The organism is Mycolicibacterium chlorophenolicum (genome assembly GCF_001044235.1).
Lineage (GTDB): Bacteria > Actinomycetota > Actinomycetes > Mycobacteriales > Mycobacteriaceae > Mycobacterium > Mycobacterium chlorophenolicum.
Map to the genome: position 1 here is coordinate 375,823 of NZ_JYNL01000064.1, position 26,729 is coordinate 402,551.

The window sequence follows — 26,729 nt, forward strand, 5'->3', positions numbered from 1 at the left end:
CGACCCCGGAGAGAACAACCATGACTCTGATCGACGACACCGCCACGCTGCCCAACGGCCTGACCCGCGACGAAGCCCGGGCCGAGGCCGCGCGCGCCTACGAACTCGACCGGGCGCACGTGTTCCACTCGTGGTCGGCGCAGGCCGAGATCGCGCCGATGACGATCACCGCGTCCGAGGGCTGCCACGTCTGGGACGGCGAGGGCAACCGCCTGCTCGACTTCTCGTCGATGCTGGTGAACACCAACATCGGTCACCAGCACCCCAAGGTCGTCGCCGCGATCGCCGAGCAGGCCGCCAAGCTGTGCACGGTGGCGCCGCAGCACGCCAACGCGGCCCGCTCCGAGGCGGCCCGCCTGGTCGCCGAGCGCACGCCCGGTGACCTGAACAAGATCTTCTTCACCAACGGCGGCGCGGACGCCGTCGAGCACGCCGTGCGGATGGCGCGCCTGCACACCGGCCGCTACAAGGTGCTGGCCCGCTACCGCTCCTACCACGGCGGCACCGAGACCGCGATCAACCTCACCGGTGACCCGCGGCGCTGGCCCAACGACCACGGCAACGCCGGCGTCGTGCACTTCTTCGGGCCGTTCCTGTACCGCTCGCAGTTCCACGCCACCACCGAGGAGGAGGAGAGCGAGCGGGCGCTCGCGCACCTGCGCGACCTCATCCGGATGGAGGGCCCGTCGACGATCGCGGCGATCATCCTGGAGTCCATCCCCGGCACCGCGGGCATCATGGTGCCGCCGCCGGGATATCTCGCCGGGGTGCGGGAGCTGTGCGACGAGTACGGCATCGTCTACATCGCCGACGAGGTGATGTCGGGCTTCGGCCGGAGCGGAAAGTGGTTCGCCATCGACCATTTCGACGTCACCCCCGATCTGCTGACCTTCGCCAAGGGCGTCAACTCTGGCTATGTGCCGCTGGGCGGCGTGGCGATCAGCCCGCACATCGCCGAGACGTTCGACCACCGCGCCTACCCCGGTGGGCTGACCTATTCGGGGCATCCGCTCGCGACGGCCGCCGCGGTGGCGACGATCACCGCGATGGCCGAGGAGGGCATCGTCGAGAACGCGGCCCGCATCGGCGCCGAGGTGCTCGGCCCCGCGTTGCGTGAGGTCGCGGCACGGCACCGCAGCGTGGGCGAGGTCCGCGGCGCCGGGGTGTTCTGGGCCGTCGAACTGGTCGCCGATCCGGACACCCGCGAGCCGCTGGCGCCGTACGGAAGTTCCAGCGCGGCAATGAATTCGGTGATCGCCGAGTGTAAGAAGCTGGGTCTGCTGCCGTTCGCGAACTACAACCGCATCCATGTGGTGCCGCCGTGCATCGTCACCGAGGAGCAGGCCCGCGAGGGCGTGGCGATCCTCGACCGTGCCCTCGACGTGGCCGACGCCGCCCTGGGATAGTCCGGTGGGGGCGTTGGACCGCTACGCCCGTCTGGTCGGCATGTCCGACGAGGCGTGGCGGCGCCACGCCAATCCGTGGAGCGTGTGGACCCGGTTCGCCGCCATCCCGCTGATCATCGTCGCGATCTGGAGCCGCGTCTGGATCGGGTGGTGGGCGCTGGTCCCGTGCGCCGCGGTACTGGTGTGGCTGTGGTGGAATCCGCGCGCGTTCGGCCCGATCGAGACGCCCACCGCCTGGTCGTCGAAAGGCATCTACGGCGAACGGCTCTGGTTGCAGAGCCCCGACCGGATGCCTGCGGATTTCGCTGTGGTGCAGCGCATCTGGATCGGCGGTGCGCTCGTCGCCGCGGCACTGCTCGGTTGGGGGCTGGTCGCGCTGCAGCTCTGGCCGGCCGTGACGGGCGCCGCGCTGCTGATCTACGGCCAGCTGTGGCGCATCGACCGCCTCGGCCGGTTCTACGACCAGCAGATGACGCTCAATCCCCCAACTCGCCACTGATGCCACGCTCCAACGCCACCCGGGTGCGCTCGGGCAGAACGATCAGCCCGTCGAGTTCGCGCTGCGCCAGCCGATAGGCACGGTCGCGTTCCTGCACGGTGGCCCCCGCGTCGGCGGCGACCCGCAGCAGCCGCTGCGCCAGCGCCAGACGCTCCTGCTCGTCGGCGGTGAACGCCGCGCGCCTGCGCCGGTGCGCTTCGGCCTCGGCGATGTCGAAGGCCGTCACGTACTCACCCACCGCCTCCACGTAGGCGCGCATCGCGTCCCGGTCCTCGAGCAGATCGCCGACGTCTGCGGGGCGCAGGAAGTCGGCCCGCAGTTTGGCGCGGTGGAACCGTTCGGTGAGCGGGTCGCGCATGTCGGTCATCAGCGGGAAGTCCAGCACCTTGGCCACGTCGAGCTCGTAGTCCAGCCAGCGGGTGTCGGTGCGGTCGTGCTGTTCGATCGTGCGGGTGATCGCGCGGCGCTGCGCCGACGTGGCCGGCCGCGGGTTCGGCGCGGGCGCGAGCTCGGTGTCGCGCTGCCCGCGCGCGGCGACGATGCCGCGGTACGTGGCGTAGCCCACACCGATCAGCGGCACGAGCACCACCAGGAGCTCGAGCAGCCGGAAGATCAGACCCATTCAGCCAGAATGCCACCACACCGGTGGTTTCAACGGCGCTGCGAGTGGCAATTACTTAGCCATGCGACACAAGACATTGAATCTGGGTTCCCTGTTCTTCGCTGGCGCTGCGGCGACCGCAATCGCAACCGCGCCTCTGACATTCGCGCAGCCCGCGCCGCCGCCGTGCTTCAACCCCGACGGCACACCCTGCGTGACCGCGGGCGTGGCCGGTCCGGGTGGCGCCAGCGGCGCCATCCCCGGCGGACCGGGCGGCACTGCCGGACCCGGTGGCGTCAGCGGTGCCACCAACCCCGGCGGCGTGGCCGGTGCGGCCGGCCCTGAGGGCGCCAGCGGTGCGATCCCCGGCGGCCCCTCCGGCGCTGCCGGACCCGGCGGCGCCAGCGGCAGCACCAACCCCGGCGGCGTCGGCGGATCGGCCGGCCCCGACGGCGTCTCGGGCTGCATCCCGGGCATCGGCTGCGCCTCCATCCCCGCTCCCTGATCCGACAACCCCTCCCCGATCGCCGGAAAGCCGGACCCGACCGCCGTCGGGTCCGGCTTTCCGCGACTCGTCGCCGGCGAGTGTGAAGGTGTGTTCACACTCGCCCCCGAACGTGAAGGCAACTTCACGCTGGAGCCCCGCACAGTCTCTGGCGCCCCAGCTACCGTGAGGTCCCGACGAGGGAGGTGGCCCCGATGGCCGGGAACAGTCAGCGCCTGCTGATCAAGAACGTGCGGATCTTCGACGGTCTGTCGGACCGGCTGGTCGACGGGCACGTGCTGATCGAGGGCGCCACGATCGCGGCCGTGGAGCGCTCACCGATCGCCGAAACGGACGCCACCACGGTGATCGACGGTGCCGGACGCACGCTGATGCCGGGGATGAGCGACGCCCACGTCCACCTCGTCGGTATGGCGAACACACTGCTCGACCTGGCGATGGGATCGCAGTCGCTGCTGGCGGCCTCGACGCTGGCCAAGGCGAAGGACACGCTGCTGCGCGGGTTCACCACCGTCCGCGACATGGCCGGCGACACCGCGGGCATCAAGAAGGTGATCGACGCCGCGCCGGCGCTGGGACCGCGCATCTACCCCAGCCAGGCCGCGATCTCGCAGACCGGCGGCCACGGCGACTTCGGGTTCGTCTACGAACGGCCCACCGCACTCGGCGGCGACGAGTCGCGCGCCGAGCAGATCGGGTTCATGCGGGTCGCCGACGGCCCCGAGCGGGTGCTCGCCGCGGTGCGCGAACAACTCAAACTCGGCGCCAGCCAGATCAAGCTGATGGTCGGCGGCGGAGCGGCGTCGCTGTACGACCCGCTCTACACCGTGCAGTTCACCGAACCCGAACTGCGCGCCGCGGTGCAGGCCGCCGAGGACTACGGCACCTACGTCGCCACCCACGTCTACAACGTCACCGGTATCCGCCGTGCGGTGGAGGCCGGGGTGCGCTCGATCGAGCACGGCCACCTGGCCGACGAGCCCACCATCGCGATGCTCGCCGAGCGCGGCGTGTGGCTCTCGACGCAACCCTTCGCCGAACACGACCACTCCTTCCTCAACCCCGACAGTGCCGAGAAGAACCGCGAGATCTGTGCCGGCACCGACCAGCTGTACGGCTGGGCCACCAAGCACGGCGTGAAACTGGCCTGGGGCACCGATCTGCTCTTCGAGCCCGACCACGACGATCTGCAGAGCGCGATGCTGGTCCGGCTCGGCGAGTACATGAGCACCGTCGACGCGCTCAAGCTGGTCACCTCCGGCAACGCCGCGCTGTTCCGGATGGCCGGCGAGCGCGATCCGTACCGGTCGGCCCGCCTCGGGGAGATCACCGTCGGCGCGTGGGCCGACGTGCTGCTGGTCGACGGGGATCCGACGACGGACCTGGCGCTGCTCGGCGACCCGGCGAAGAACCTGTCGGTGATCGTCAAGGACGGCGTGATCGTCAAGGATCAGCGGGCATGACACCGCTGGCCGGCCGGGCGGTGATCGTCACCGGCGCCGCGCGCGGCGTCGGCAAGGGGATCGTCATCGCGCTGACCGAACGTGGTGCGTCGGTGCTCGCCGTCGACCGCGACGCGGATCTGCTCGGTGCGACCGCTGCCGAGTTCGCGGACCACCCGGTGGTCCCTCTCGTCGCCGATCTGCGCGAGCCCGGGATCGCCCGCCGCATCGTGTCCGCGGCCACCGACGCGTTCGGCGCGGTGCACGGCCTGGTGAACAACGCGATCGCGACCAACGAACCCAAGCCGTTCAGCGAGATCACCCGCGAGGACTACGACCTGGTGTTCGACGTCGGCCCGCGGGCGACGTTCGAGCTGATGCAGGCGGTGTACCCGGTGTTCGTCGAGGCCGGCGGCGGCAGCATCGTCAACCTCGGCTCGGGCTCCGGCACCGTGGGCCTGCCGATGTTCGGCGCCTACGGCGCGGCCAAGGAGGCGATCCGGGGTATGTCGAAAGTCGCTGCGCTGGAATGGGGTCGGCGCAACATCCGGGTCAACGTGGTGTGCCCGTACGCCGAGACCGAGAGCATCCGGGCGTGGCGGGAGATGGATTCCCGCACCTACGAGCGCACTGTGCGGGCGGTCCCCCTGGGTCGGCTCGGCGACGTCGCCACCGACATCGCCCCGGTGGTGTGTTTCCTGCTCGGGGACGACGCCGCGTTCGTCACCGGTCAGACGATCATGGCCGACGGCGGGACGGCCGGCTTCCGCTGAGCCGCGACGCGCAGTAGGCCGCGAGAACCTGTGCCAGCGGCGCGATGTCGGCGAGCGCCCGGTGTCCGTCGTGGGAGTAGAGCTCCAGCAGATAGTTGCAGTCGTCGGCCGGAACGCCGACACCGAGCACGGCCCGATAGCCCAACTGGACCAGCAGGGCCACCTCGGCGGGATCCGAGCCCTCCAGGTCGACGGCGGCCAGGAACGTCGACCCGTCGGCGACGGCGGCCGCCGAAGCCGGGTAGTCCTCCATGTCGTAGAGCGGCGGGCCGAACTCGACGAGCACCGTCAGCCCGGCGTCACGCTTGCGGACACTGGCGACGTTGCTGACCAGCCGCAGTGCGTCGCCGCTCGCAGAACACTCCGAGATCGCCCAGGCGGCCGCGTCGACGGCCTGTGCCACGGCGTTGGCCAGGACCTCCAGTGCCGCGGGCAGCGTCATGTCCGGTCGTTGCTCGAGGGCGCGCACCACGGCGCCCGCCAACCGGTCGGCGGCGCGCCGGTCATCGGAGCGCCGGTCCAGGTCCTCGATGCCGGGGGGTGCCTGCGGGATCGGGCCGCCGGCGCTGTACCGCGCGGGACCCTGCCGCTTGGCGTGCAGGAGCGCGGCGTCGGCGGCGGCCAGGAGATCGCCTCCGGTACGCACCTCCGGGGTCGTCGCCGCGGCGCCCCAGCACACGCTGACCGACTGGTCGACCGCTTCGTGCAGCACGCGCGTCGCGTCGGTGGCGAAGACCTGGGCCGCGGCCAGCGTGGCGTCGGGCAGCAGCACGCAGAACTCGTCGCCGCCCAGCCGCGCGGCGACGGCGCCGTCGATCGCACCGGCGAGCCGCCCCAGCACCGCGGCGACGTCGCGCAGCAGCCGGTCGCCCGCGGGGTGGCCGTCGCGGTCGTTGATCCTCTTGAAACCGTCGAGGTCGCAGAGCAGAACCACCGGAGACGCTGTCTCCCAGTCTGTTTCGGCGAAACGCTGATCGATGGCGCGCCGGTTGGCGATGCCGGTGAGCGGGTCCTGCAGCGCGTAGCCCCACACCGTGCTGAGCAACTCCGACCGGCCGATCGCCACCGCGGTGTGCGCGGCGATGGCCTGCAGCAACTGGGCGTCGCCGGCGTCGAACCGGCGGCCGTCGGTGCCGGTCACCCAGATCTCGCCCCACATGGTGTCGCCGCACATGACGGGGACCGCGATCTCGCACTCCTTGCCCCACTGCTCGAGCAGAGCCTTGCAGTCGGGCGGACAGTCCGGGTCGTCGACCGCGTTCGTGTAGGACCGGCCGTGCCGCAACAGGTCGGCGACGAGCGGATCCGACGCCACCGGGTAGTACTCGTCGGTGGGCCAGCGCGTCTCGTCCGGCGCGAGGTCACCGACGTTGATCAGCGTGCGCAGCGCTTCCCGGTCCTGCTCCCACCGGCTGATCGACAGCGACGACGCCCGCAGCGCGGTCAGCGCCTGCTCGGCGATCACCTCGAGCACCTCGTCGAAGTAGTCCGCCCGCGCGACGGCTTCGGAGATTCGCAGCAGGGCCTTGAGCACCGGGAGGTCGGCGGCGGCCTCGGCGAGCGGCAGCCGCTCCGCCGCGGCCGCACCGCCCTCGATGTCGCCGTCCATGCTCGTCATGCCCCCATCCGCGCCGACGGCGCGGTCGCTCATGGTACCGGCACGGCACGGTCGCGCGGCCCGGTATCGCGACATGACCGGGTACCCTGCCCGACTGTGCCCCCGATCCCCGTCATCGCGTTGACCGGTTACCTCGGGGCCGGCAAGACGACGTTGCTCAACCATGTGCTGCGCACCCCCGACGCACGAATTGGCGTGGTGATCAACGACTTCGGTGAGCTCAACGTCGACGCGGGGCTGGTCACCGGGCAGGTGGACGAGCCCGCGTCGATCGCCGGGGGCTGCATCTGCTGCCTGCCCGACGACGGCGGACTCGACGTGGCGCTGGCCCGCCTGGCCGACCCGAGGCTGCGGCTCGACGCGATCATCGTCGAGGCCAGCGGGCTGGCCGATCCGGTCGCCATCTCACGCATCATCCGCTTCAGCGGCGTCGACGGGATCCGTCCGGGCGGGGTGGTGGACGTCCTCGACGCCGCGCGGCACTTCGACACCGTCGACCGGGACGCCAGCCCGCCGGCGCGCTACGGCGCCGCGACGCTGGTGGTGGTCAACAAACTCGATCAGGTGCACCCCGATGCGCAGGAGGCGACGCTGCGCCGCGTCACCGACCGGGTGCGCGAGCGCAACCCGCACGCCCACGTCGTCGGTGCCACCGCGGGCCGGATCGATCCCGCGCTGCTCTACGACGTCGCCGCCGACGAGCAGGTAGGGCAGTTGACGTTCCGGGAACTGCTCAACGCGGTCGAGGACGACGAGCACCACCATGTGCACGCGGACGCGGTCACCGAGCTCAGCGAGGGCTGCGTCGATCCCGGTGTGCTCATCGATCTGCTCGAGGAGCCGCCGCCGGGCGTGTACCGGATGAAGGGCACGGTGGCCGTGCGCTACCGCGGTTCGGTGCGCCGCTACGTCGTCAACGTCGTCGGGGCGTCGGTGCACGTCGCGCCCGCACCGGCGAGCGCTGTAACGAATTCGCTGGTGGCCATCGGCATGCACCTCGACGTCGACGCCGTGCGCGGCGCCCTGCGCACCGCCCTGGCCCCGACCGCCGACGCCGCAGCGGCACAGGGTATTCGACGCCTGCAGCGCTATCGCCGGCTCAGCATCTGACCCCTATCCTGGGCCGATGCCAGACCCCAGGGAAGAGAACGCAGCCGAACGCAATGTGCTGGGCGAGCCGCTGGACCCCTGCGGCACCGACCCGCTGACCGGCTTCTACCGCGACGGCTGCTGCAGCACCGGCGACCAGGACCTCGGCCTGCACACCATCTGCGCCGTCGTCACCGCGGAGTTCCTCGCCCACCAGCGCTCCATCGGCAACGACCTGAGCACGCCGATGCCCGCCTACCGGTTCCCCGGCCTGGTCCCCGGCGACCGCTGGTGCGTGACGGCCCGCAACTGGCTGCGCGCGCACGAGGACGGGCAGGCCTGCCCGGTGGTGCTGGCGAGCACCCACGAGCGCACGCTCGATCTCGTCCCGCTGGAGGTGCTGGCCGACTACGCCGTCGACGTTCCCGACGACCCGGCAGGGCTGTGAGCGGCCCGGCGGGTTAGCGTCGGTCATGGCTTCGGTGTTGACGGTGAACACGGCGACCGCGCCCATCGATCTGGGTGAGCTGCGCACCGGAATCGACAAGAGGCCCAGCGCGGAACCCCTCGCGGTCAGCGCGCCCGGACCCGCCAAGACCGGCCCGGGCAGCGGCGTCGCCGGGGATGCGATCTGCAACCGGCGCTACCACGGCGGCGACGATCAGGCCGTGTACGCCTACGCCCGCGAGGACCTGGACCGCTGGGAGCGGGATCTGGGCCGCGAACTCACCAACGGGATGTTCGGGGAGAACCTCACCACCGCGGGCGTCGACGTGACCGGCAGCCTGATCGGCGAGCGGTGGTCCGTCGGCTCGGACGGCCTCGTGCTCGAGGTGACCAGCCCGCGCACCCCGTGCCGGACGTTCACCACCTGGCTGGGCATCCGTGGCTGGATGAAGACGTTCGCCGCGGCCGGGCTGCCCGGCGCGTACTTCCGCGTCATCGAGCCCGGCCGGGTCCGCGCCGGCGACGCCATCGACGTGATCTCCCGGCCCGACCACGACGTCACGGTCGGCGTGGTGTTCCGGGCGCTGATGAGCGAACCGGACCTGCTGCCCGGTCTCCGGGTGGCCGACGCGCTGCCGGCCAAGATCAAGCGCCAGGTGGCCCGGCGCACGACTGTGAGCTGAGTCCCAATCGCCCGGCAGATCGGGCGATGCGGTTTTGCACCGCACCACACCCGGGAACGCCCTCGGTGCGCCGACATCGATGTCCTTCTGGCGCAACACCCCCGATTCCGAGGAGCTGTTCTTCCTGTGGATGATCCGACCTTCGCACCCGCGACCCACCTGGCCACCACCGCGGCATGGGTGGCCGGGGCCGTCGCTCTGGCCTATGTCCTGGGCCTGGCACTGTCCTGGCTGCTGCAACGGCTGGGCCGGCGCAGCCGCGTGCTGCACGACGTCGCCGACCTGACGCGCCGACCGCTGCGCGCGACCCTGGTGGTCATCGCGGCGTCGGCCGCCCTGCGGCGCGCCTCGGACGGCCGGGCCGCCTGGCTGGACCACGTGCTGGTGATCGCGTTGATCGGCACCGTCACCTGGATGGTGGCCAGCCTGGTTCTGGTGGCCGAACGCCAGGTGATCGACCGCTTCGCCGGCGGCGACACCGGCCTGACCGATGCCGACCGGCACCGCCGCAAGATCCGCACCCAGGTCACCACGCTGCGTCGGCTGGCGGTCGCGATCGTCGTCGTGCTGGGCGTGGCGGCCGCCCTGATGACGTTCCCGTCGTTCTCCGACGTCGGCAAGACGATGTTCGCCTCGGCCGGCGTGTTGACGGTGGTGGCCGGCCTCGCCGCGCAGACCTCGCTCGGGTCGGTATTCGCCGGCATCCAGATCGCGTTCTCCGACGCGATCCGCGTCGGCGATGTCGTGGTGCTCGAAGAGGAATGGGGCCGGATCGAGGAGATCACCCTCACCTACGTCGTGGTGCACCTGTGGGACGAACGCCGGCTGGTGCTTCCGTGCACCTACTTCACGACGACGCCGTTCCAGAACTGGACCCGCAACGCGACCGAGCTGCTCGGAACGGCCGAACTCGACGTCGACTTCACCGTCCCGTTCGACGCGATGCGCGCCGAGCTGGACCGGCTGCTGCGCGCCAACCCGAAGTGGGACGGGCGCGTCGGGGTCCTGCAGGTGACCGACGCGGTCGAGGGCCTGGTCCGGGTGCGGATGCTGGTCAGCGCACCCGACGCCGGACAGCTGTTCGACCTGCGCTGCGACGTCCGCGAGGGCATGGTGGCGTGGCTGCAGCGCACGAATCCCGGCGCCCTGCCTCGTCAGCGGATCGAACACCAGACCGACAGCGACCGGGCCGACAGCCGAGACACCGTCTACCGCACTGCGCCGCAGGCGGATTCGGGCCTGTTCAGCGGCAGCGCAGACGCCGAGCGGCGCGGGCGGGCGTTCGAGAAGACCGGCTGACCCGAGCCCGGCTTTCGGCTGGCTTTCGGCTGGCGGTGAGCGCAACCCTGGGCCCCGGCGGGGCGGTGCGGGAATGCTGGGCGCAGCGGACGCCGTTGTCCGAGAAACCTGCGGCGAAAGTACGACAACGTGACAGCACTGCATCTGGCCGTCGGCCTGGTGGGAACCGGCCGGCACCCCGCCTCCTGGCGGGAGCCCGACGCGTCGCCGGCGGCGCTGACCACCGCCGCCTACTGGGTCGACGTGATCACCGAGGCCGAGCGCGGCGGGATCGGGCTGGTCACCCTCGACGACGCGCTGACGCTGCCACCGGACGGGGTGCAGGGGCGGGTGGACGCGGTGCTGACCGCCGCACGGGTCGCGCCGCGCACCCAGCGGATCGGGCTGCTGCCCACCGCGGTGGCCACCCACACCGAACCGTTCCACCTGGCCAAGGCGATCGCAACCCTCGACTACGTCAGCGCCGGGCGGGCCGGGCTGGTGGTACAGGTCGACGCGAGCCCTGAGGGGTTCCGGCACTTCGGCCGGCGTCGCGCCCCGGAACGGTCCGCTGAGCTGTACGACGAGGCCGCCGACTACGTCGAGGTGCTGCGCCGGCTCTGGGACAGCTGGGAGGACGACGCCGAGATCAGGGACGCCGCGACGGGACGGTTCGTCGACCGGGACAAGCTGCACTACATCGACTTCGAGGGGCGCTGGTTCTCCGTCAAGGGGCCGTCCATCACGCCGCGTCCGCCCCAGGGCCAGCCGCTGGTCGCGGCGGAGGATCCGGGTGAGGACGGCGCCGCCCTGGCCGCGGCCACCGACATCGTGTTCCTGCGCCCGCACACCCCCGAGGAGGCGGCCGCGTCAGTGGCCCGGCACCGCACGGCTCTGACCTTCGTCGACCTCGTGGTGTTCCTGGACCCCACCGCCGCGGGCGCGTCGGCCCGCACCGCGCGCCTCGATGATCAGCACGGTGCCGAGTTCACCGATCCGGCAGCGGTTTTCACGGGCACACCGGGACAGCTGGCCGATCACCTCGAGCAGTGGCACCTCGCAGGCGCGACCGGGTTCCGCTTGCTGCCCGGCACCCTTCCGCACGACCTGACCCAGATCACGACCGCACTGATCCCCGAACTGCACCGCCGCGGCCTGGTCGTCAGCCCAACGCCCGGATCTCTGCGGGAGCAGCTGGGTCTGCCCCGGCCCGCGAACCGCTACGCGGCAGGGAGTGAGGTCCGATGAGCAAGCCGGTCAAGCAGATTCACCTTGCCGCGCACTTCCCCGGCGTCAACAACACCACGGTGTGGAGCGACCCGGCCTCGGGCAGCCACATCGAGTTCGCGTCGTTCGTCCACTTCGCCCAGACAGCGGAACGCGGCAAGTTCGACTTCATGTTCCTGGCCGAGGGGCTGCGCCTGCGCGAGCAGAACGGCGCGATCTACGACCTCGACGTCGTCGGCCGCCCGGACACGTTCACGGTGCTCGCCGCCCTGGCCGCGGTGACCGACCGACTCGGCCTGACGGGAACGATCAACTCCACCTTCAACGAACCCTACGAGGTGGCGCGGCAATTCGCGTCGCTGGACCATCTGTCGGCGGGCCGCGCCGCCTGGAACGTCGTCACCTCCTGGGATGCGTTCACCGGGGAGAACTTCCGCCGCGGCGGCTTTCTGCCCGAGAGTCAGCGCTACACCCGGGCCGAGAGCTTCCTGGCCGCCGCGCACACGCTGTTCGACTCGTGGCCCGACGGCGCCCTCCTGGCCGACAAGCAGACCGGTCACTTCCTGTCCGATCCGCACACCGGTGAATTCCAGTACCAGGACGAGCATTTCGACATCAGCGGCCGGTTCGACGTGCCGCGCAGCCCGCAGGGCCGGCCGGTGATCTTCCAGGCCGGCGACTCCGAGCGCGGCCGGGAGTTCGCGGCCGCGGCGGCCGACGCGATCTTCTCGCGGCACGGCACGCTGGAGGCCGGCCAGGCCTTCTACGCCGACGTGAAGGGGCGGCTGGCCAGGTACGGGCGCCGACCCGAGCAGCTGCTGATCCTGCCGGCCGCGACGTTCGTGCTCGGCGAGACCGACGCCGAGGCCGCCGAACTCGCGCAGGAGGTCCGGCTCGCCCAGGTCTCGCCGCAGACGGCCATCAAGTTCCTCGAGCAGCTGTGGAATCGCGATCTGTCCGACCATGATCCGGATGGTCCGCTGCCGACCGTCGATCCGGTGGTCGGCGAGAACACCATCGCGCGCGGCCGCGCGAGCGTGCGCATGTACAGGGACCCGGTGGCCACGGCCCGCGAGTGGCGCGCCCGCGCCGAGGCGCAGAACCTCAGCACCCGCGAGCTGATCGTCGAGGTGACGGGGCGGCAGAACTTCATCGGCTCCCCCGCGACCGTCGCCGCCGACATCGACCGGCTGGTGCAGGCCGACGCGAGCGACGGCTTCATCCTGGTCCCGCACGTCACCCCCGGCGGTCTCGACCCGTTCGTCGACCGGGTGGTGCCGCTGCTGCAGGAGCGCGGGGTGTTCCGCGCCGACTACACCGGCGCCACGCTGCGTGACCACCTCGGCCTGTCCCGGCCGCCGGTGCCCGCGGAATAGCGTTCCCGGCTGCTCTACGCGCCCGATCGCAGCCATGGCTTCTCACTGGGCGCGATGGCTGCCGGTCGATCACCTGATCGTGTAGCCGCCGTCGATCAGCAGGTCGGCGCCGGTGATCATGCCCGCGGCGTCGGAAGCGAGAAACACTGCGGCAGCAGCGATCTCGTTCGGGTAGGCGAACCGGCCGACCGGAATCTGCGTCTTGAGCGCGTCGCCGCGCGGCCCGTCCCAGGCCTTGTGGCCCAGTTCGGTCAGCACCACGGTCGGGGAGATGCTGTTGACCCGCACGCCGCGGGCGCCCCACTCCATGGCCAGCACCTTGGTGACCCCGACGACGCCGAACTTCGAGGCGCAGTAGGCGACGTGCTGGTCCAGCGCCACGGTGGCCGCCTGGGACGCCATGTTGATGATGACGCCGCCGGCCTGGAGCATGTGCCGGCCGACCGTCTGGCACATCAGGAAGGTGCCCTTGAGGTTGACGTCGATCGTGGTGTCCCAGGCGTCGAGAGCGAGCTCCTCGGCCGGGGCGAGCAGGGCGACGCCAGCGCTGTTGACGAGCACGTCGACGCGGCCGAACGCCGCGACCACCTCCTCGACGGTCGCGGTGACCGACGCGGGATCGGAGACGTCGCAACGGAATCCGCGGCTGTCGGCGCCGAGAGTCGCCGCGTGACGCTGGGCCGCGTCGGCGTTGAGGTCGACGACGGCGATGCGCGCGCCCTTGGCGGCGAAGGCCGATGCGATGGCGGCACCGATACCCGATCCGCCTCCGGTGACCAGGGCCGTCTTCCCGGTCAGCGGGAAGTCGAGATCGACCACGGGCTCGGTCATGGGTGTTGTCCTTTCGCTCGGTTCGGCGGCCGCGTCAGTCGACGACGGCGGCCGCGATCTCGGTGTCGGTGACCAGTGCGGACACCAGGCCCGAGCGCAGCACGGCCCGGGTCGCAGTGATCTTCTCGGCACCCGCACAGATGGCGATGACCGTGGGGATGGCGCGCAGCCCCTCCTCGGTGATGCCCATGCGGCGCTCGTCGAGCCCGGCCACCCGGTTGCCGTCTTCGTCGAGCAGCAGCCCGCAGGTCTCCGCGCGCACCCCGGCCTCGTACAGCGCGCAGGCCTCCTCCTCGGAGATCGAGGTGTAGACCTGGGACGCCTCGGGGGTCCACCCGCCCACGGAGACCAGCGCGCACGTGACGCGGGACTGGTTGGCGAAGGCGTCCTTGATCGGCGGCGTGCTGGCCAGGCTCTCGGCGGTGCGGGCATCGCCGACGACGTAGGGCGCGTACAGCGGCCAGGACTTGCCGCCGGTGACCTCGGAGATGCGTCGGGTCAGGTCGGCGCCGTTGGAGGTGAGCCCGCCGGCCAGGCCGGTCAGCTGGACGACGTCGCACTTCGGCAGGGACTGCAGGTACGGCGCGATGCGGGTCATGGTGCGGCCGCAGTCGATGCCGATGACGTCGCCCTCGCGCAGGATCGACTGCAGCAGGTCGGCCATCGCCTTGGCGACGGCTTCGACCCGGTCGGCGGTGTTCTTCGATTCCGCGACGACGGCGTAGGCGTGCTGCAGGGAGTAGCGCTTCTGCAGGGCGCTGGACAGGTCGACGTTGATGGACCCGGGGTCGTGGATGACGATCTCGACCATGCCCGACTCGAGCGCTTCCTCGAGCATCCGGGCGACCTTGAAGCGGGACAGCCCGAACTCCTCGGCGATCTCGACGCGGGTGCGTCCTTCCAGGTAGTAGCGGCGGGCGATCACGGCGCGCTGGAACAGTTCGTCCGGTCCCATCTCACCTCCCTGCGCCGCCGCTACCCCGGGCTCTGCTCATATGAGCAGAGCTGCTTGACATGTGAGCATAGCTCAGAGAATGATCCACATCACAGGCAATCAGATGAGCAATCCGCGTAACAGATGAGCGCGGGGCCACCGGAAGCGGAAGGCGACCGATGCGGGTTCGTGACGTCGAGTTGGCGACGCTCGCCGACTCCGTCCTGTCCCGAGAATCCGCCGACCTCCCCGGCGTGGAATCCCTGGTCATCGGGCGCGCACTGCTCGCCCCCGTCGAAAGGAGTGGCACGTGACCGCCACCGTCGAACCGACCCCGGCCACCATGCGGGCCAGCGTCATGACAGGGGTGGGCGCCCTGCAGATCGAGGACAGACCGGTGCCGGAGCCCGGTGCGCACCAGGTCCTCGTCGAGGTCGCCGCCGTCGGCGTCTGCGGCTCGGACGTGCACTACTACCGGCACGGCCGTATCGGCGACTTCGTCGTCGAGCAGCCGATGATCCTGGGCCACGAGCTGTCGGGGCGCATCGCCGCCGTCGGCGCGGGCGTCGACCCGGCGCGGGTGGGCCAGCGGGTCGCGGTGGAACCGCAACACCCGTGCCGGCGCTGCCCGCAGTGCCGGGCCGGCCGCTACAACCTGTGCCCGCACATCGAGTTCTACGCGACGCCGCCGATCGACGGCGCGTTCTGCCGGTACGTGCTGACCGACGACGACATGGCGCACCCGGTGCCCGACTCGATGTCCGACGACGCGGCCGCGCTGCTCGAGCCGCTGTCGGTGGCGATCGCCACGATGCGCAAGGCGCACGTCGCGCCCGGGACGTCGATCCTCATCGCCGGCGCGGGACCGATCGGCGTGATCTGCGCGCAAACCGCCCGCGCATTCGGGGCGGCCCGCATCGTGGTCACCGACCTCGTCGCCTCCCGCCGCGAGAAGGCCCTGCAGTTCGGCGCCACCGAGGTGCTCGACCCGACCGCGGTCGACGTCGCGGCGATCGAGCCGGTCGACGCGTTCGTCGACGCCACCGGGGTGCCCGCGGCCGTGGTCAGCGGGATCAAGGCCGTCGGCCCCGCCGGGCACGTCGTGCTGGTCGGCATGGGCGCCGACGAATACGCGCTGCCGGTCAGCCACATCGCCAACCAGGAGATCACGGTGACGGGCGTGTTCCGCTACACCGACACCTGGCCCGCGGCCATCCACCTGGTGTCCAGTGGCGCCGTCGATCTCGACGGCATGGTGACCGGGCGCTACGACCTCGAGCACGTCGGCGAGGCACTCGACAGCGATTCGGACCCGGCGAGCCTGAAGTCGATCGTGGAGCCACGGTGACCGGCGGGCAGGAGCGAAGCGACCGGGGAAAGTTGGCGGGCGGGCAGGCACTGTTGCGGTGCAACGACATTCACAAGAGCTTCGGCGGCGTGCCGGTGCTCGAGGGCATCACGCTGGACCTGCAGCCGGGCACCGTGACCGCGTTGGCCGGCGAGAACGGCGCGGGGAAGTCGACGCTGATGAAGATCATCAGCGGGCAGTACAGCGCCGACCACGGCACCGTCACCGTCGGCGAGACCGCGCTGGCGCCGGGCAACACCCGCGACGCGGTGCGCCACGGTGTCGCGATCGTGCCGCAGGAGCTGGCGTCGATCGAGAACATGACGGTCTACGAAAACCTTTTCGTGGGACGGGAGATCACGGTCGGGCCGTTCCTGAACCGGCGCGCGATGATCGATCAGGCCCGCGACGCGCTCGGAGTGTTCGGCGTGAAGATCGACCCGACGGCGCGGATGGGCAGCCTGCCGGTCGGATTGCGCCAGATCGTCGAGATCGTCAAGGCCGCCAGCACCGGCGCGCAGGTGGTGATGCTCGACGAACCCACCTCCGCGATCTCCGAGCGGGAGGTCGAGGGGCTCTACAAGGTGGTGCGCCGGCTGCGCGAGCACGGCGTCGCGATGGTCTACACGACCCACAAGATGGCCGAGATCCGCGCCATCGCCGACCGGGTGGTCGTGCTGCGTGACGGCGGGCTGATCCTCGACGAACCGATCGCCGACGTCACCGACGACGACATCGTCACCGCGATGATCGGCCGGGAACTCGACGCGCTGTTCCCGGACCGCCCGAGCCCGGGAACGGAACCGGTGCTCGAAGTCCGTGACCTCCACGTCGACGGCGCCTCCGGACCGGTGTCGTTCACCGTCAACGCCGGCGAGATCGTCGGGTTGGCCGGCCTCGTCGGCGCCGGCCGCACCGAGTTGCTCGAGGCCGTCTTCGGCGCCCGCAGCAGCACTGCGGGCCAGATCACGGTGCGCGGCAAGGCCGTCAAGCGCAACCATCCCGCCGCGGCGATCACCGCGGGCATGGCGATGGTGCCCGAGGACCGCAAGCTCTCCGGGGTCGTGCTGTCGATGAGCGTGCTCGACAACGGCACCCTGCCGCGGCTGTCGTCGTTCTCGCTGGCCGGCTGGCTGCGCGGGAAAGCCCGCAACAAGGCGGTGTCCGACGTGATGTCCTCGGTGCGGCTCAAGACCCGCGGACTGAGCCAGGAGGTCGGCACACTGTCCGGCGGCAACCAGCAGAAGGTGGTGCTGGCGCGCTGGCTCACCGGCGACGTCAACGTGCTGCTGCTCGACGAACCGACCCGCGGCGTCGACGTCGGCGCGCGCAGCGAGATCTACCGCATCGTCACCGAATTCGCGGCGAACGGCATGGCGGTGCTGATGGCGTCCTCGGACATGCCCGAGATCGTCGGGCTGTCCCACCGCGCGTTCGTCATGCGCGGCGGCACCTTCGTCGGCGAACTCGACCGCGACGCCCTCGACCACCCCGAGGTCCAGGAATCGGTGTTCCGCCTCGCGACCGCCCTCGACACCAGGCCATCGACACCATCGACCACCACGCAGCAGGAGGCATCATGAGTACCGACGTCGACAGCAGCGCGCAGCCGCCCGGCCCGTCGGCTGCCCCGACCGTGACCTCGCCGATCACCGGCGAGCCCGTGAAACTGTTCTCCCGGCAATGGTTCTCGGGTGTGCTGCTGCGCTACTCGATGGTCATCGTGGTGCTGCTGGTGATCGCGTACTTCAGCTACCGCAGCGCACGCTTCTCGACTCCCGACAACCTGGTCACCATCCTGGTCGCGGCGGCGCCGTTCGCGCTCATCGCGCTCGGACAGACGCTGGTGATCCTCACCGGGGGCATCGACCTGTCGGTCGGCAGCGTCATCGCGGTGTCGGCGATGTCGGCGGCGGCGACCGCGAAGGCCAATCCCGGCCAGGTCTGGCTCACCGTGCTGGTGGCCATGCTGGTAGGTCTCGCGGTGGGCTGCGTGAACGGATTCCTGGTGTCGCGCATCAACGTTCCACCGTTCATCGCGACATTGGGCACGCTGACGGCGGGGTCGGGTTTGGCCTATGTGATCGGCGGCGGCGCACCCATCAACGGGTTGCCCGCGGAGTTCGGCTCGATCGCCAACACCAAGATCCTCGGTCTGCAGATCCCGGTGCTGCTGATGATCTTCGGCATCATCGCGCTGGCCATCATCATGAAGCGCACCACGTACGGCATGCGCGTCTACGCGGTGGGCGGCAACCGCAACGCCGCCGAGATCGCCGGCATCAACGCCAAGAACGTGTTGTTCAGCGTCTACGCGATCTCCGGTCTGCTCGCCGGGCTCTCCGGCGTCATGCTGGCCTCCCGCGTCATCTCGGGCCCGCCGAACCTGGGTCAGGGCTACGAGCTGGATGCCATCGCCGCCGTCGTGATCGGCGGCGCGAGCCTGATGGGCGGACGCGGCAGCATCTGGGGTACAGCGCTGGGCCTGTTCATGATCATGACGCTGAACAACGGCCTGGACATCCTCGTCGTGCCGGCGTACTGGCAGGACGTCATCAAGGGCGTGCTGATCGTCGCTGCGGTGGCGGTCGACGTGTGGTCCTCCAGGAGGCGCACCTGAAGCAAGCCGAGTCAACCTTCGTCGCACCACTTTTCACTGTCGAAAACGAGAGAAGAGAGAACACATGAGATTGCTCACCAAGATCGCGGCGATGGCCTCGGCCGGTGTGGTCGGTGCCGCGCTGACCGCCTGCGGCGCCGGCGACACGACGGCCAACAGCGACACCAAGCGCATCGGTGTCTCGGTGTACGACATGAGCTCGTTCATCACCGCGGGCAAGGAGGGCATGGAGGCCTACGCCAAGGACAACAACATCGAATTGGTCTGGAACTCCGCCAATCTCGACGTGTCCACGCAGGCCGACCAGGTCGACTCGATGGTCAACCAGGGTGTCGACGCGATCATCGTCGTCCCCATCCAGGCCGATTCCCTCGGACCGCAGGTCGCCACCGCGAAGTCCAAGGGCATCCCGCTGGTCGCGGTCAACGCGGCGCTGAACAATCCCGATGTCGCGGCGAGCGTGCAGCCCGACGACGTGGCCGCCGGTGAGCAGGAGATGCAGATGATGGCCGACCGCCTCGGCGGCAAGGGCAACATCGTGATCCTGCAGGGTCCGCTCGGCCAGTCCGGTGAGCTGGACCGCACCAAGGGCATCAACAACGTGCTGGCGAAGTACCCGGACATCAAGGTGCTGGCCAAGGACACCGCCAACTGGAAGCGCGACGAGGCCGTCAACAAGATGAAGAACTGGATCTCCGGCTTCGGCCCGCAGATCAACGCCGTCGTCGCCGAGAACGACGACATGGGCCTCGGGGCGCTGCAGGCGCTCAAGGAGTCCGGCCGCACCGATGTGCCGATCGTGGGCATCGACGGCATCGAGGACGGCCTCAACGCGGTCAAGAGCGGCGAGTTCATCGGCACCTCGCTGCAGAACGGCACCGTGGAGCTCTCCGCCGGCCTGGCCGTCGCCAACGCGCTGGCCAAGAAGGAAGAGGTGAACACCAAGCCGGTGTATGTCATGCCGGCCATCACCAAGGACAACGTCGACGTCGCGATCCAGCACGTGGTGACCGACCGGCAGAAGTTCCTCGACGGGCTGTCCGATCTGACCACCCAGAACCTCAAGACCGGCGACATCGCCTACGAGGGGATCCCGGGCCAGAAGCAGCCCTGACACAACGGTATTCGCGAAGGCCGGTCGCATCACGCGGCCGGCCTTCGTGATGCTGACCGGACTTGTCGGACCCCTCTGTGATGATGGTGGCATGTCCTCGCCGGCAACGTCTTTGGTCGCTTCGCGGCGTATCGATGAGCGGTTGGACGTGTTGTTCGACGAGCTGGCNGACCCCTCTGTGATGATGGTGGCATGTCCTCGCCGGCAACGTCTTTGGTCGCTTCGCGGCGTATCGATGAGCGGTTGGACGTGTTGTTCGACGAGCTGGCCGAGCTGACCGGTCAGCGCAACGCGATCGATGGCCGCATCGTGTCGATCATCGCCGAGATCGACCGCGACGGGCTGTGGGCCGCCACGGGTGCCCGCTCGGTGCACAACCTGGTGGCCTGGAAGACCGGGGTGTCCCCGACCCGGGCCAAAGTTCTCGCCGCGGTGGCCTACCGGATCGAGGAGTTCCCCCGCTGCGTCGCCGCCCTGCAGGACGGCCAGCTCTCCCTGGATCAGGTCGGCGCCATCGCCGCACGCGCCGCCACGGGCTCCGACGCCCACTACGCCGAGCTGGCCCGCACCGCCACGGTCAGCCAGCTGCGCACCGCCCTCAACCTCGCCCCAAACCGAAACCCGAGCCCGAACCCGAGCCGGAAACCGAGGTCGAGGCTGAGGAAGTCCCCGAGCCCGAGCCGGTGTGCACCATCAGCCACACCTCCGACGAGCAGTACAGCTACTGGCAGATCCGGCTCCCGCACCTGGAATCAGCGGCGCTCGAGGCGGCCCTGCAGTCCCACAAAGACGCCCTGATCGCGCAGTGGAAAACGCTCGACCCCACCGCCACCCGCCCCCCGATGCCCACCACCGGCGACGCGTTCCTGCGGCTGATCAACGCCGGCTGGGACGCCGACGCCGCCGCCCGCCCGCACGGGCAACGCACCACCGTCGTCGTGCACGTCGACGTCACAGACAAGATCGCCGCCCTGCATCTGGGACCGCTGCTGTCCGACGCCGACCGGCAATACCTGAGCTGTGATGCCACCTGCGAGGTGTGGTTCCACCGCGACGGGCAGATCCTCGGCGCGGGCCGGTCCACCCGGGTGATCAACCGGCGGCTGCGCCGCGCCCTGGAATACCGCGACCGCTGCTGCGCGGTCCCCGGCTGCGGCGCCACCGTGGGTCTGCACGCCCACCACCTCCGGCACTGGGAAGACGGCGGACCCACCGACCTGGACAACCTGGTCCTGCTCTGCCCCTATCACCACCGCGCCCATCACCGCGGCACCATCACCATCACCGNCGGCACTGGGAAGACGGCGGACCCACCGACCTGGACAACCTGGTCCTGCTCTGCCCCTATCACCACCGCGCCCATCACCGCGGCACCATCACCATCACCGGACCCGCCGACCGGCTCGTCGTCACCGACCGCGCCGGCCGACCCCTGACCAACCGATCCCTGGCCCGCCCACCCACCACCGCACCACCGGACGTCGCGCCCTGCCGCGGACCCACCGGCGAACGCGCCCACTGGTGGTGGTACGAACCCTTCGACCCCCAACGACCACCCTCGACGAACTAGCGGTTCCCGGTCGCCTGCTGGCCGTACCCGGCGAGCAGACGTGCCACGTCGGCGATCTCCTCGGCGTCCAGCACCCGCACGGGTGCCCCGCTGGCCATCGCCCGCAGCTGCACGTCGCAGACGTACTCCAGGTAGGGCACCAGGTTCAGCACCTTCGGCAGCGCCGCGCCCGCGAGCACCGCGCCGTGGTTGCCCATCAGCGCCGCCGCGCGGTCGCGCAGGGCCGCGGTCACGTTGTCGGCCAGCTGCTGCGTACCGAAGGTGGCATACGGCGCGACCCGGATCGCGCCACCGAACAGCGCCGAATAGTAGTGCGACGCAGGCACTTCGTCGACGACAGTGGACAGCGCGGTGGACGCCGGGGCGTGCGTGTGCACGACGGCGGAGTGCTCCGACGACCCGTACACCGCCAGGTGCAGGGCCAGCTCGCTGGACGGCGCCAGCACCGCGTCGACGGCGTTGCCGTCCAGATCGTGGATCCCGACGTCGCGCGGCGACATCGCCTCGTAGTCGACACCGCTGGGCGAGATGACCACCAGATCGTCCACCCGGATCGACACATTGCCGGCCGTACCGACGACAAGCCCTGAGCGACTGAGGAATTGGCAGGCCTCGACGACCTGCTGCCGTTGCGCTTCCAGTCTCATGGCTCGAGGATGTACTTCGATCCGCGGCCGGCGGCCATGTCCTCCAGGCTCGGGACGAGCTCCTCGAGCGGCCTGCGCTCGGTCACCAGCATCGAGCCGTCGACCTTCCTGCTGGCCAGCAACTCGACCGCGGTGCGGACGTAGTTCGGGGTGTGGTGGAAGACGCCCTTGAGCGTGTACTCCTCGTAGTGCATCGCGCTCGAATCGACCGAGAACGGCGCGCCTTTCGGCGTCCCGCCGAACAGCACCGCCGTCGCGCCCGGGCGCAGCGTGCGGACCGTCTGCTCCCACACCTGCGGCAGGCCCACCGCCTCGATGCCGACGTCGGCGCCACGACCGTGCGGGGTGCGCTGCTTGATCAGCGCCACCCGGTCCTCGAAATCGGTGACCTCGGACAGGTCGACGGTGTCCACGGCGCCGGCCCGGACCGCCTGCTGCAGCCGCCACGGCGACTGGTCGACGGAGATGACGTTGGCGCCGCGCAGCGTGGCCAGCCGGACGAACATCAGGCCGATGGGGCCCGCGCCGTGCACCACGACGGTGTCGCCGAGTTCGATGCCCGTCTCGGCCATGCCGTGCACCACCGTGGCGAGCGGCTCGAGCGGTGCGGCGTCGGCGAAGTCGAGATCATCGGGCAGCGTGTAGGTGTTGCGCGCGACGATCGCGGCCGGGATCACCACCTCCTCGGCGAACGCGCCGTTGAGGAACTCCAGGTTCTCGCACAGGCTTTCGCGGCGGCGGATGCACGCCCAGCAGTGCCCGCACGGCACGGTGTTGGCGGCGGTGACGCGGTCGCCGACGACGAACCCGTCCACGCCGTCACCGACGGCGGTGACCACACCGGCGAACTCGTGACCGAACCGCGAGGGCAGCGTCGGGAAGAGCTTGGGGTGGCCGCGCCGGTAGGACTTCAGGTCGGTTCCGCACGTCGCGGCGGCCCGAACCTCCACCAGCAGTTCGCCCGGGGCCGGTTCGGTCGACCCGATGTCCTCCAGCCGTAGTTCACCGGGGCCGTAGAACATGGCGGCTCTCACTGTGGTTCTCCTCGTTGTAGTTCGTGCAGGGTGTGCAGCAGGTCGCGGGTCTGGGAGTAGACCCGCTCGTACACGGGGCGCAGCTGCCGGTAGGCGGCTGCGGCGTCGGGACGGGGTGCGACGACGGCGTCGGTGGTGCTCACCGCAGCAGCCGCGGCGGGCAACGTGTCGTAGACGCCGAGCGCCGTCAGCGCGATGGCGGCCGCGCCGAGCGCGCTCACCTCGGCCGCTGCGCACACCTGGATCGGCCGGTCGAAGACGTCGGCGAGGATCTGCGTCCACAGCGGACTGCGGGCGCCGCCGCCCGTCGCGCGGAGCACCTCGACGCGTTCCCCGCGCGCGGCTTCGAGGCCGTCGAGTTGCAGCCGGAGCTCCAGGGCGATGCCCTCGAGCAGGGACCGGTAGAAGTGGGCGCGGGTGTGACATCCCTGCCAGCCCAACGTCACTCCGGAGGCCCGCCCGTCCCAGTGCGGGGTCTGGGCGCCGTTCCAGTAGGGCAACGTCACGAGCCGCTCGCTGCCCACCGGCAGTGCCGCCGCCTCACGTTCGAGCTCCGGGTCTGGCGCGCCGGCCAGCCCGGGGTCGCCGAACTGCTGGCGGAACCACGTCGACAGATAGGTGCCCGACGAACTGAACGTCTCCACGGTGGACTGGCCCGGCATCGCCGAGACCATCGACCGGTACGCGCGTGCCGGAACGTAGGACATGGTCTCGCTGCCGATCACCACGGCGGTCCCCAGCACCAGGTACGCCGCCCCGGGATCGGTCACCGCCAATCCGATGCCCCCGGCCTGACCGTCACCGGTGCCCGCGATCACCACGACGTCGCGACGCAGCCCCCAAGCGTCGGCGATGTCGGCGCGCAACGGCCCGAGCGACGACCCGCTGGGCACGAGGTCGGGCAGCTGGTCGCGGCGCAGCCCGGCGAGTTCGAGCAGTTCGTCGCTGTAATCCCCTGTGGCCTGGTCGATCACGGCCAGGGGGTCGACCGACGCGGTGCTCGACACCCAGCGCCCGGTCATCGTGTGCACCAGGTGGGAGTGCACGTCGGCGACGCGGTGACAGCGGGCCATCGTGTCGGGCTCGTGGTCGCGCAGCCACAGCAGCTTGTAGAGCCCCGGGGTGATGTCGGCGGGCTTTCCCGACAACAGTTCCACGCGTTCGGTGCCGTAGGACCGGGCCTCTTCCGCGGCCCGGCCGTCCATCCAGAGGATCGCGGGCCGGATCGGCGTGCCGTGCTCGTCGAGGCAGACGAAGCTCTCTCGCTGATGGGTGACACAGACCGCGGCGACGGCGCCGGGGTCGGGAATCGCCTTGAGCGCAGCCATGATCGCGTCGCTGGTGGCCGTCCACCACTGGTGGGCGTCCTGCTCGAACCAGTGGGGGGCCGGGCTGTGGGTGGCCAAGGCTTGAGATCCGGTGCCCACGACCCGGCCGCCGGAATCGACGATGATCGCCTTGGCCGCGGTGGTCGAGCAGTCGACCGCGATCACGAGCGGGGAGGACGGCGCGGTCATGCCGGACCCACCTCCGCCAAAGGTGTTGTCTGCGAGGGCAGGTCAGCGACGACCACGTTGGCGCCACCGTCCTCGAGGCGCTGCAGCTCCTCGGGGTCGATGCCCGCATCGACGACGACGGCGTCGAAGACCACCAGATCGCAGATCCGGTGGATGGCGCGGCGCGCGACCTTGGTGTGGTCGATCAGCAGCACGCACAACTCGGCGCTCTCCATGAACGCCCGCTTGAGTTCGGCCGCCGCGCTGGAGGGGTGGAAGCACATGCCGCGCGACACCGCGGGCACCGACATGAACAGGACGTCGTAGTGCATGTCGCGCAGCGCGCGGGTGGCCTGGGGCCCGAGGAACGAGGAGTACTCGGGCACGAAGTCGCCGCCGATGGCGTTGAGCCGCACCCGTGGATCCGTCGACAGCTCGTTGATCGCGGGCAGGAAGTTGGTGACCACGGTCAGGGGCAGCTCAGCCAGCAGCATCGGCACCACGTGCAGTGCGGTGGTGCTGTCGTCGAGGGCCACCGCGGTCATGTCGACCCGGCCGGCGGCCCACGTGAAACCGGCCTGGGCCACCGCCTGCTTCTCGGCGAGGTTGAGCGCCCTGCGCAGATCGATGTTCCGTTCGAACGCCTCGCTGGGCGGGGCCTCGGCGCCTGACCGGACCTTGCGCAGCATGCCCTTCTCGTGCAGATGGTCGAGGTCGCGGTGAATGGTCATGGTGCTGACGCCGAACTGGTCGGCGAGTTCATCGATGCGCGCCGCGCCCTTGGCCTTCACGAATTCGGCGATCTGGGCGCGCCGGGAGGAGTTGCCCGAGGCTCGAAGCGGCGGCGTGGTCACGACCGACCTCCTCACGCGCTGTCAACATCTCACTGAACATCACAAACGTAACAGCATTGTTGTGAGATTGGCAACGGGCTCCGCGCGGCCCCTCAGCTCGGAAGCTGGTAGTCCATCGGCGCACCGGCAGGCCCGGCCGCCGCGGGGTCCGCGATCGCGGTCGCCACCGGCACACCGTCCCGGACGACACCCACCACCACGACGTTCTGCGTCGGTGCAAACGATGTCGGCCCGTACGGCGTCGACGTGCCGGGCTGCGTGATCGCCGCCGTGTCGGGCGTAATCCGGAAGGTGGTGACCTGGCCGTCGGCGGCCGTGGTGGTCAACGAGTGCGCCGATACGGCCGTGACCTGACCGGCGCGCTGGATGTCCTGCACCGGCGGCGCCGTGGCCGCGGGCGGTGTCTGCACGGTCGCCGTGCGGGGGCCGTCGTCGTCCATCAGGGCCAGCAACCATCCGGCGGCGCCGGCCGCCGCGATCATCGACGCCATTCCCCACCGCGGGGCGGCGTGGACCGGCCTGCGTACGAGCCGGTGTCTGCCGGCGAGCTGGGTGGTTGTCATCGAAGAACCGACTACCCGGCCGGGTGGTGCAGGAAACTCACGGGCACGCCCGAATCGTCATTTCCAGGCGAAGACCGGCTGCTCCAGCTCGTCGACCGCGTCCGGTCGCCCCTCCAGTCCCAGCCACCGCAACTGCAGCAGCACCGCCCCGGTCGGGGCGTGGATCAGGTCGTTGCCCAACGGGATCTGCACGACGGGGCGGGGGCTCTCGGGGATCGTGACGTACCGAGGCGAGTCGGCGCGCAGCAGCTGATGCAGGCCGACGCGGTAGACCGCGACCACCTCGTCGGGCGCCGGGTGCAGATCGAGGCGTCCGCCGCCCCACACCACCACCGGCGTGATGACGTAGCCCGATCGCGTCGGATAGTCGTCGAGCAGTCCCAGCACCGCGGAGTCGGGCAGGGTCACGCCCACCTCCTCGTCGAGTTCCCGCAGCGCCGCCTCGACGGCCGTCTCGCCCGGGTCGAGCCGCCCGCCCGGCAGGGCCCACTGGGCGGCATGAGTCGAGAGTCGGGAAGCCCTGCGGCACAACAGAAATGCCGCGCCACCGGACACATCGACCATCCGCCCGTCGAGATCCCCGGGCATCGGTCGGCCGGCGATCCAGTCCTCCACGGGCGCGGGATCCACCCGGTCCTCACCGACCAGCGAGTCGACCAGCACCACCGCGACCGCGGCGCGGCGCTTCTCCGGATCCTCGACGGTGCGCCGGACATGCCCTGCCAGATGAGTGTGGATCCGGCCCCGAAGCGCCTCGTCGTAGGGAACGGTCAC

Annotated in this window: 26 protein-coding genes and 2 pseudogenes; 18 read left to right on the forward strand and 10 right to left on the reverse strand. The window is 70.5% G+C overall.

What is annotated here, in order from left to right:
• Positions 1–20: 20 nt before the first annotated feature.
• Both MCHLDSM_RS24110 and MCHLDSM_RS24115 read left to right on the forward strand, forming a co-directional pair.
• Positions 21–1,406 carry an aspartate aminotransferase family protein gene (locus tag MCHLDSM_RS24110; RefSeq protein ID WP_048472322.1) on the forward strand — a complete coding sequence of 462 codons (1,386 nt, stop codon included), beginning with the start codon at positions 21–23 and terminating at the stop codon, positions 1,404–1,406.
• Between the two features lie 4 nt (positions 1,407–1,410).
• Positions 1,411–1,905 carry a DUF6653 family protein gene (locus MCHLDSM_RS24115; RefSeq protein WP_109788923.1) on the forward strand — a complete coding sequence of 165 codons (495 nt, stop codon included), beginning with the start codon at positions 1,411–1,413 and terminating at the stop codon, positions 1,903–1,905.
• On the opposite strand, the gene MCHLDSM_RS24120 is transcribed toward MCHLDSM_RS24115, so the two are convergent.
• Positions 1,883–2,527 (reverse strand): hypothetical protein, encoded by a 645-nt coding sequence (locus MCHLDSM_RS24120; RefSeq protein ID WP_048472323.1) that lies wholly within the window; start codon positions 2,525–2,527, stop codon positions 1,883–1,885. The genes MCHLDSM_RS24115 and MCHLDSM_RS24120 overlap by 23 nt on opposite strands.
• A 61-nt stretch (positions 2,528–2,588) precedes the next feature.
• Between MCHLDSM_RS24120 and MCHLDSM_RS24125 the strand changes: the two genes are divergently transcribed.
• The 3 genes from MCHLDSM_RS24125 (at position 2,589) to MCHLDSM_RS24135 (ending at position 5,226) form a co-directional block, all read left to right on the forward strand.
• Positions 2,589–3,011 (forward strand): hypothetical protein, encoded by a 423-nt coding sequence (locus MCHLDSM_RS24125; protein WP_109788924.1) that lies wholly within the window; start codon positions 2,589–2,591, stop codon positions 3,009–3,011.
• A 194-nt stretch (positions 3,012–3,205) separates the two neighbouring features.
• On the forward strand, positions 3,206–4,474 hold the full coding sequence (locus MCHLDSM_RS24130; protein WP_048472324.1) for a metal-dependent hydrolase family protein: 1,269 nt from the start codon (positions 3,206–3,208) through the stop codon (positions 4,472–4,474).
• On the forward strand, positions 4,471–5,226 hold the full coding sequence (locus MCHLDSM_RS24135; protein ID WP_048472325.1) for an SDR family NAD(P)-dependent oxidoreductase: 756 nt from the start codon (positions 4,471–4,473) through the stop codon (positions 5,224–5,226). The genes MCHLDSM_RS24130 and MCHLDSM_RS24135 overlap by 4 nt, the downstream gene beginning before the upstream one ends.
• Here MCHLDSM_RS24135 and MCHLDSM_RS24140 read toward each other — a convergent pair.
• On the reverse strand, positions 5,192–6,844 hold the full coding sequence (locus MCHLDSM_RS24140) for a diguanylate cyclase domain-containing protein (RefSeq protein ID WP_234714172.1): 1,653 nt from the start codon (positions 6,842–6,844) through the stop codon (positions 5,192–5,194). The genes MCHLDSM_RS24135 and MCHLDSM_RS24140 overlap by 35 nt on opposite strands.
• Positions 6,845–6,940: 96 nt before the next feature.
• Here MCHLDSM_RS24140 and MCHLDSM_RS24145 point away from each other — a divergent pair, with 96 nt between their 5' ends.
• The 6 genes from MCHLDSM_RS24145 (at position 6,941) to MCHLDSM_RS24170 (ending at position 12,944) form a co-directional block, all read left to right on the forward strand.
• Positions 6,941–7,954, forward strand: a complete 1,014-nt coding sequence (locus MCHLDSM_RS24145; RefSeq protein WP_048472326.1) for a CobW family GTP-binding protein — start codon at positions 6,941–6,943, stop codon at positions 7,952–7,954.
• Between the two features lie 16 nt (positions 7,955–7,970).
• Positions 7,971–8,381 carry a DUF2237 family protein gene (locus MCHLDSM_RS24150; RefSeq protein ID WP_048472327.1) on the forward strand — a complete coding sequence of 137 codons (411 nt, stop codon included), beginning with the start codon at positions 7,971–7,973 and terminating at the stop codon, positions 8,379–8,381.
• A gap of 25 nt (positions 8,382–8,406) precedes the next feature.
• On the forward strand, positions 8,407–9,063 hold the full coding sequence (locus MCHLDSM_RS24155; RefSeq protein WP_048472328.1) for an MOSC domain-containing protein: 657 nt from the start codon (positions 8,407–8,409) through the stop codon (positions 9,061–9,063).
• Positions 9,064–9,189: 126 nt separating this feature from the next.
• Positions 9,190–10,362, forward strand: coding sequence for a mechanosensitive ion channel family protein (locus MCHLDSM_RS24160; protein ID WP_048472329.1), 1,173 nt, complete (start codon positions 9,190–9,192; stop codon positions 10,360–10,362).
• A gap of 129 nt (positions 10,363–10,491) precedes the next feature.
• Positions 10,492–11,589, forward strand: coding sequence for an LLM class flavin-dependent oxidoreductase (locus MCHLDSM_RS24165; protein WP_048472330.1), 1,098 nt, complete (start codon positions 10,492–10,494; stop codon positions 11,587–11,589).
• Positions 11,586–12,944 carry an NtaA/DmoA family FMN-dependent monooxygenase gene (locus tag MCHLDSM_RS24170; RefSeq protein WP_048472331.1) on the forward strand — a complete coding sequence of 453 codons (1,359 nt, stop codon included), beginning with the start codon at positions 11,586–11,588 and terminating at the stop codon, positions 12,942–12,944. Before MCHLDSM_RS24165 ends, MCHLDSM_RS24170 begins: the two co-directional genes overlap by 4 nt.
• A gap of 69 nt (positions 12,945–13,013) precedes the next feature.
• Here the strand turns inward: MCHLDSM_RS24170 and MCHLDSM_RS24175 are convergent, their stop codons facing one another.
• Both MCHLDSM_RS24175 and MCHLDSM_RS24180 read right to left on the reverse strand, forming a co-directional pair.
• Complete coding sequence (locus MCHLDSM_RS24175) at positions 13,014–13,775, reverse strand: SDR family oxidoreductase (RefSeq protein ID WP_048472332.1); 762 nt, start codon at positions 13,773–13,775, stop codon at positions 13,014–13,016.
• Positions 13,776–13,809: 34 nt separating this feature from the next.
• On the reverse strand, positions 13,810–14,730 hold the full coding sequence (locus MCHLDSM_RS24180) for a sugar-binding transcriptional regulator (RefSeq protein WP_048472333.1): 921 nt from the start codon (positions 14,728–14,730) through the stop codon (positions 13,810–13,812).
• 158 nt (positions 14,731–14,888) lie between these two features.
• Between MCHLDSM_RS24180 and MCHLDSM_RS40140 the strand changes: the two genes are divergently transcribed.
• The 7 genes and pseudogenes from MCHLDSM_RS40140 to MCHLDSM_RS39750 all read left to right on the forward strand — a co-directional run.
• Positions 14,889–15,023: a hypothetical protein gene (locus MCHLDSM_RS40140; protein ID WP_268782074.1), complete on the forward strand. Its 135-nt coding sequence runs from the start codon at positions 14,889–14,891 to the stop codon at positions 15,021–15,023.
• A gap of 44 nt (positions 15,024–15,067) precedes the next feature.
• On the forward strand, positions 15,068–16,057 hold the full coding sequence (locus MCHLDSM_RS24185; RefSeq protein ID WP_234714210.1) for an NAD(P)-dependent alcohol dehydrogenase: 990 nt from the start codon (positions 15,068–15,070) through the stop codon (positions 16,055–16,057).
• Entirely contained in the window at positions 16,054–17,640 is a 1,587-nt protein-coding gene (locus MCHLDSM_RS24190; protein WP_234714173.1) for a sugar ABC transporter ATP-binding protein, read from the forward strand. Before MCHLDSM_RS24185 ends, MCHLDSM_RS24190 begins: the two co-directional genes overlap by 4 nt.
• Positions 17,637–18,677 (forward strand): ABC transporter permease, encoded by a 1,041-nt coding sequence (locus MCHLDSM_RS24195; protein WP_048420238.1) that lies wholly within the window; start codon positions 17,637–17,639, stop codon positions 18,675–18,677. The genes MCHLDSM_RS24190 and MCHLDSM_RS24195 overlap by 4 nt, the downstream gene beginning before the upstream one ends.
• A gap of 64 nt (positions 18,678–18,741) precedes the next feature.
• Positions 18,742–19,791, forward strand: coding sequence for a substrate-binding domain-containing protein (locus tag MCHLDSM_RS24200; RefSeq protein WP_048472335.1), 1,050 nt, complete (start codon positions 18,742–18,744; stop codon positions 19,789–19,791).
• A gap of 192 nt (positions 19,792–19,983) precedes the next feature.
• A pseudogene (locus tag MCHLDSM_RS24205) lies at positions 19,984–21,078 on the forward strand (HNH endonuclease signature motif containing protein); the annotation flags it as partial.
• A 1-nt stretch (position 21,079) separates the two neighbouring features.
• Positions 21,080–21,361, forward strand: a pseudogene (locus MCHLDSM_RS39750) (HNH endonuclease signature motif containing protein); the annotation flags it as partial.
• Here MCHLDSM_RS39750 and MCHLDSM_RS24210 read toward each other — a convergent pair.
• The 6 genes from MCHLDSM_RS24210 to MCHLDSM_RS24235 form a co-directional block, all read right to left on the reverse strand.
• On the reverse strand, positions 21,358–22,008 hold the full coding sequence (locus MCHLDSM_RS24210; protein ID WP_048472336.1) for a class II aldolase/adducin family protein: 651 nt from the start codon (positions 22,006–22,008) through the stop codon (positions 21,358–21,360). The pseudogene MCHLDSM_RS39750 and the gene MCHLDSM_RS24210 sit on opposite strands and share 4 nt — an antisense overlap.
• A complete protein-coding gene (locus tag MCHLDSM_RS24215; protein WP_082169055.1) occupies positions 22,005–23,042 on the reverse strand; it encodes a zinc-dependent alcohol dehydrogenase in 1,038 nt (345 codons plus the stop codon). Before MCHLDSM_RS24215 ends, MCHLDSM_RS24210 begins: the two co-directional genes overlap by 4 nt.
• Positions 23,039–24,559 (reverse strand): xylulokinase, encoded by a 1,521-nt coding sequence (locus MCHLDSM_RS24220; RefSeq protein WP_048472338.1) that lies wholly within the window; start codon positions 24,557–24,559, stop codon positions 23,039–23,041. Before MCHLDSM_RS24220 ends, MCHLDSM_RS24215 begins: the two co-directional genes overlap by 4 nt.
• Positions 24,556–25,392: a DeoR/GlpR family DNA-binding transcription regulator gene (locus MCHLDSM_RS24225; RefSeq protein ID WP_053083074.1), complete on the reverse strand. Its 837-nt coding sequence runs from the start codon at positions 25,390–25,392 to the stop codon at positions 24,556–24,558. The genes MCHLDSM_RS24220 and MCHLDSM_RS24225 overlap by 4 nt, the downstream gene beginning before the upstream one ends.
• Positions 25,393–25,484: 92 nt before the next feature.
• Positions 25,485–25,955 (reverse strand): hypothetical protein, encoded by a 471-nt coding sequence (locus MCHLDSM_RS24230; protein ID WP_109788925.1) that lies wholly within the window; start codon positions 25,953–25,955, stop codon positions 25,485–25,487.
• 57 nt (positions 25,956–26,012) lie between these two features.
• Entirely contained in the window at positions 26,013–26,729 is a 717-nt protein-coding gene (locus MCHLDSM_RS24235; protein WP_048472340.1) for an NUDIX hydrolase, read from the reverse strand.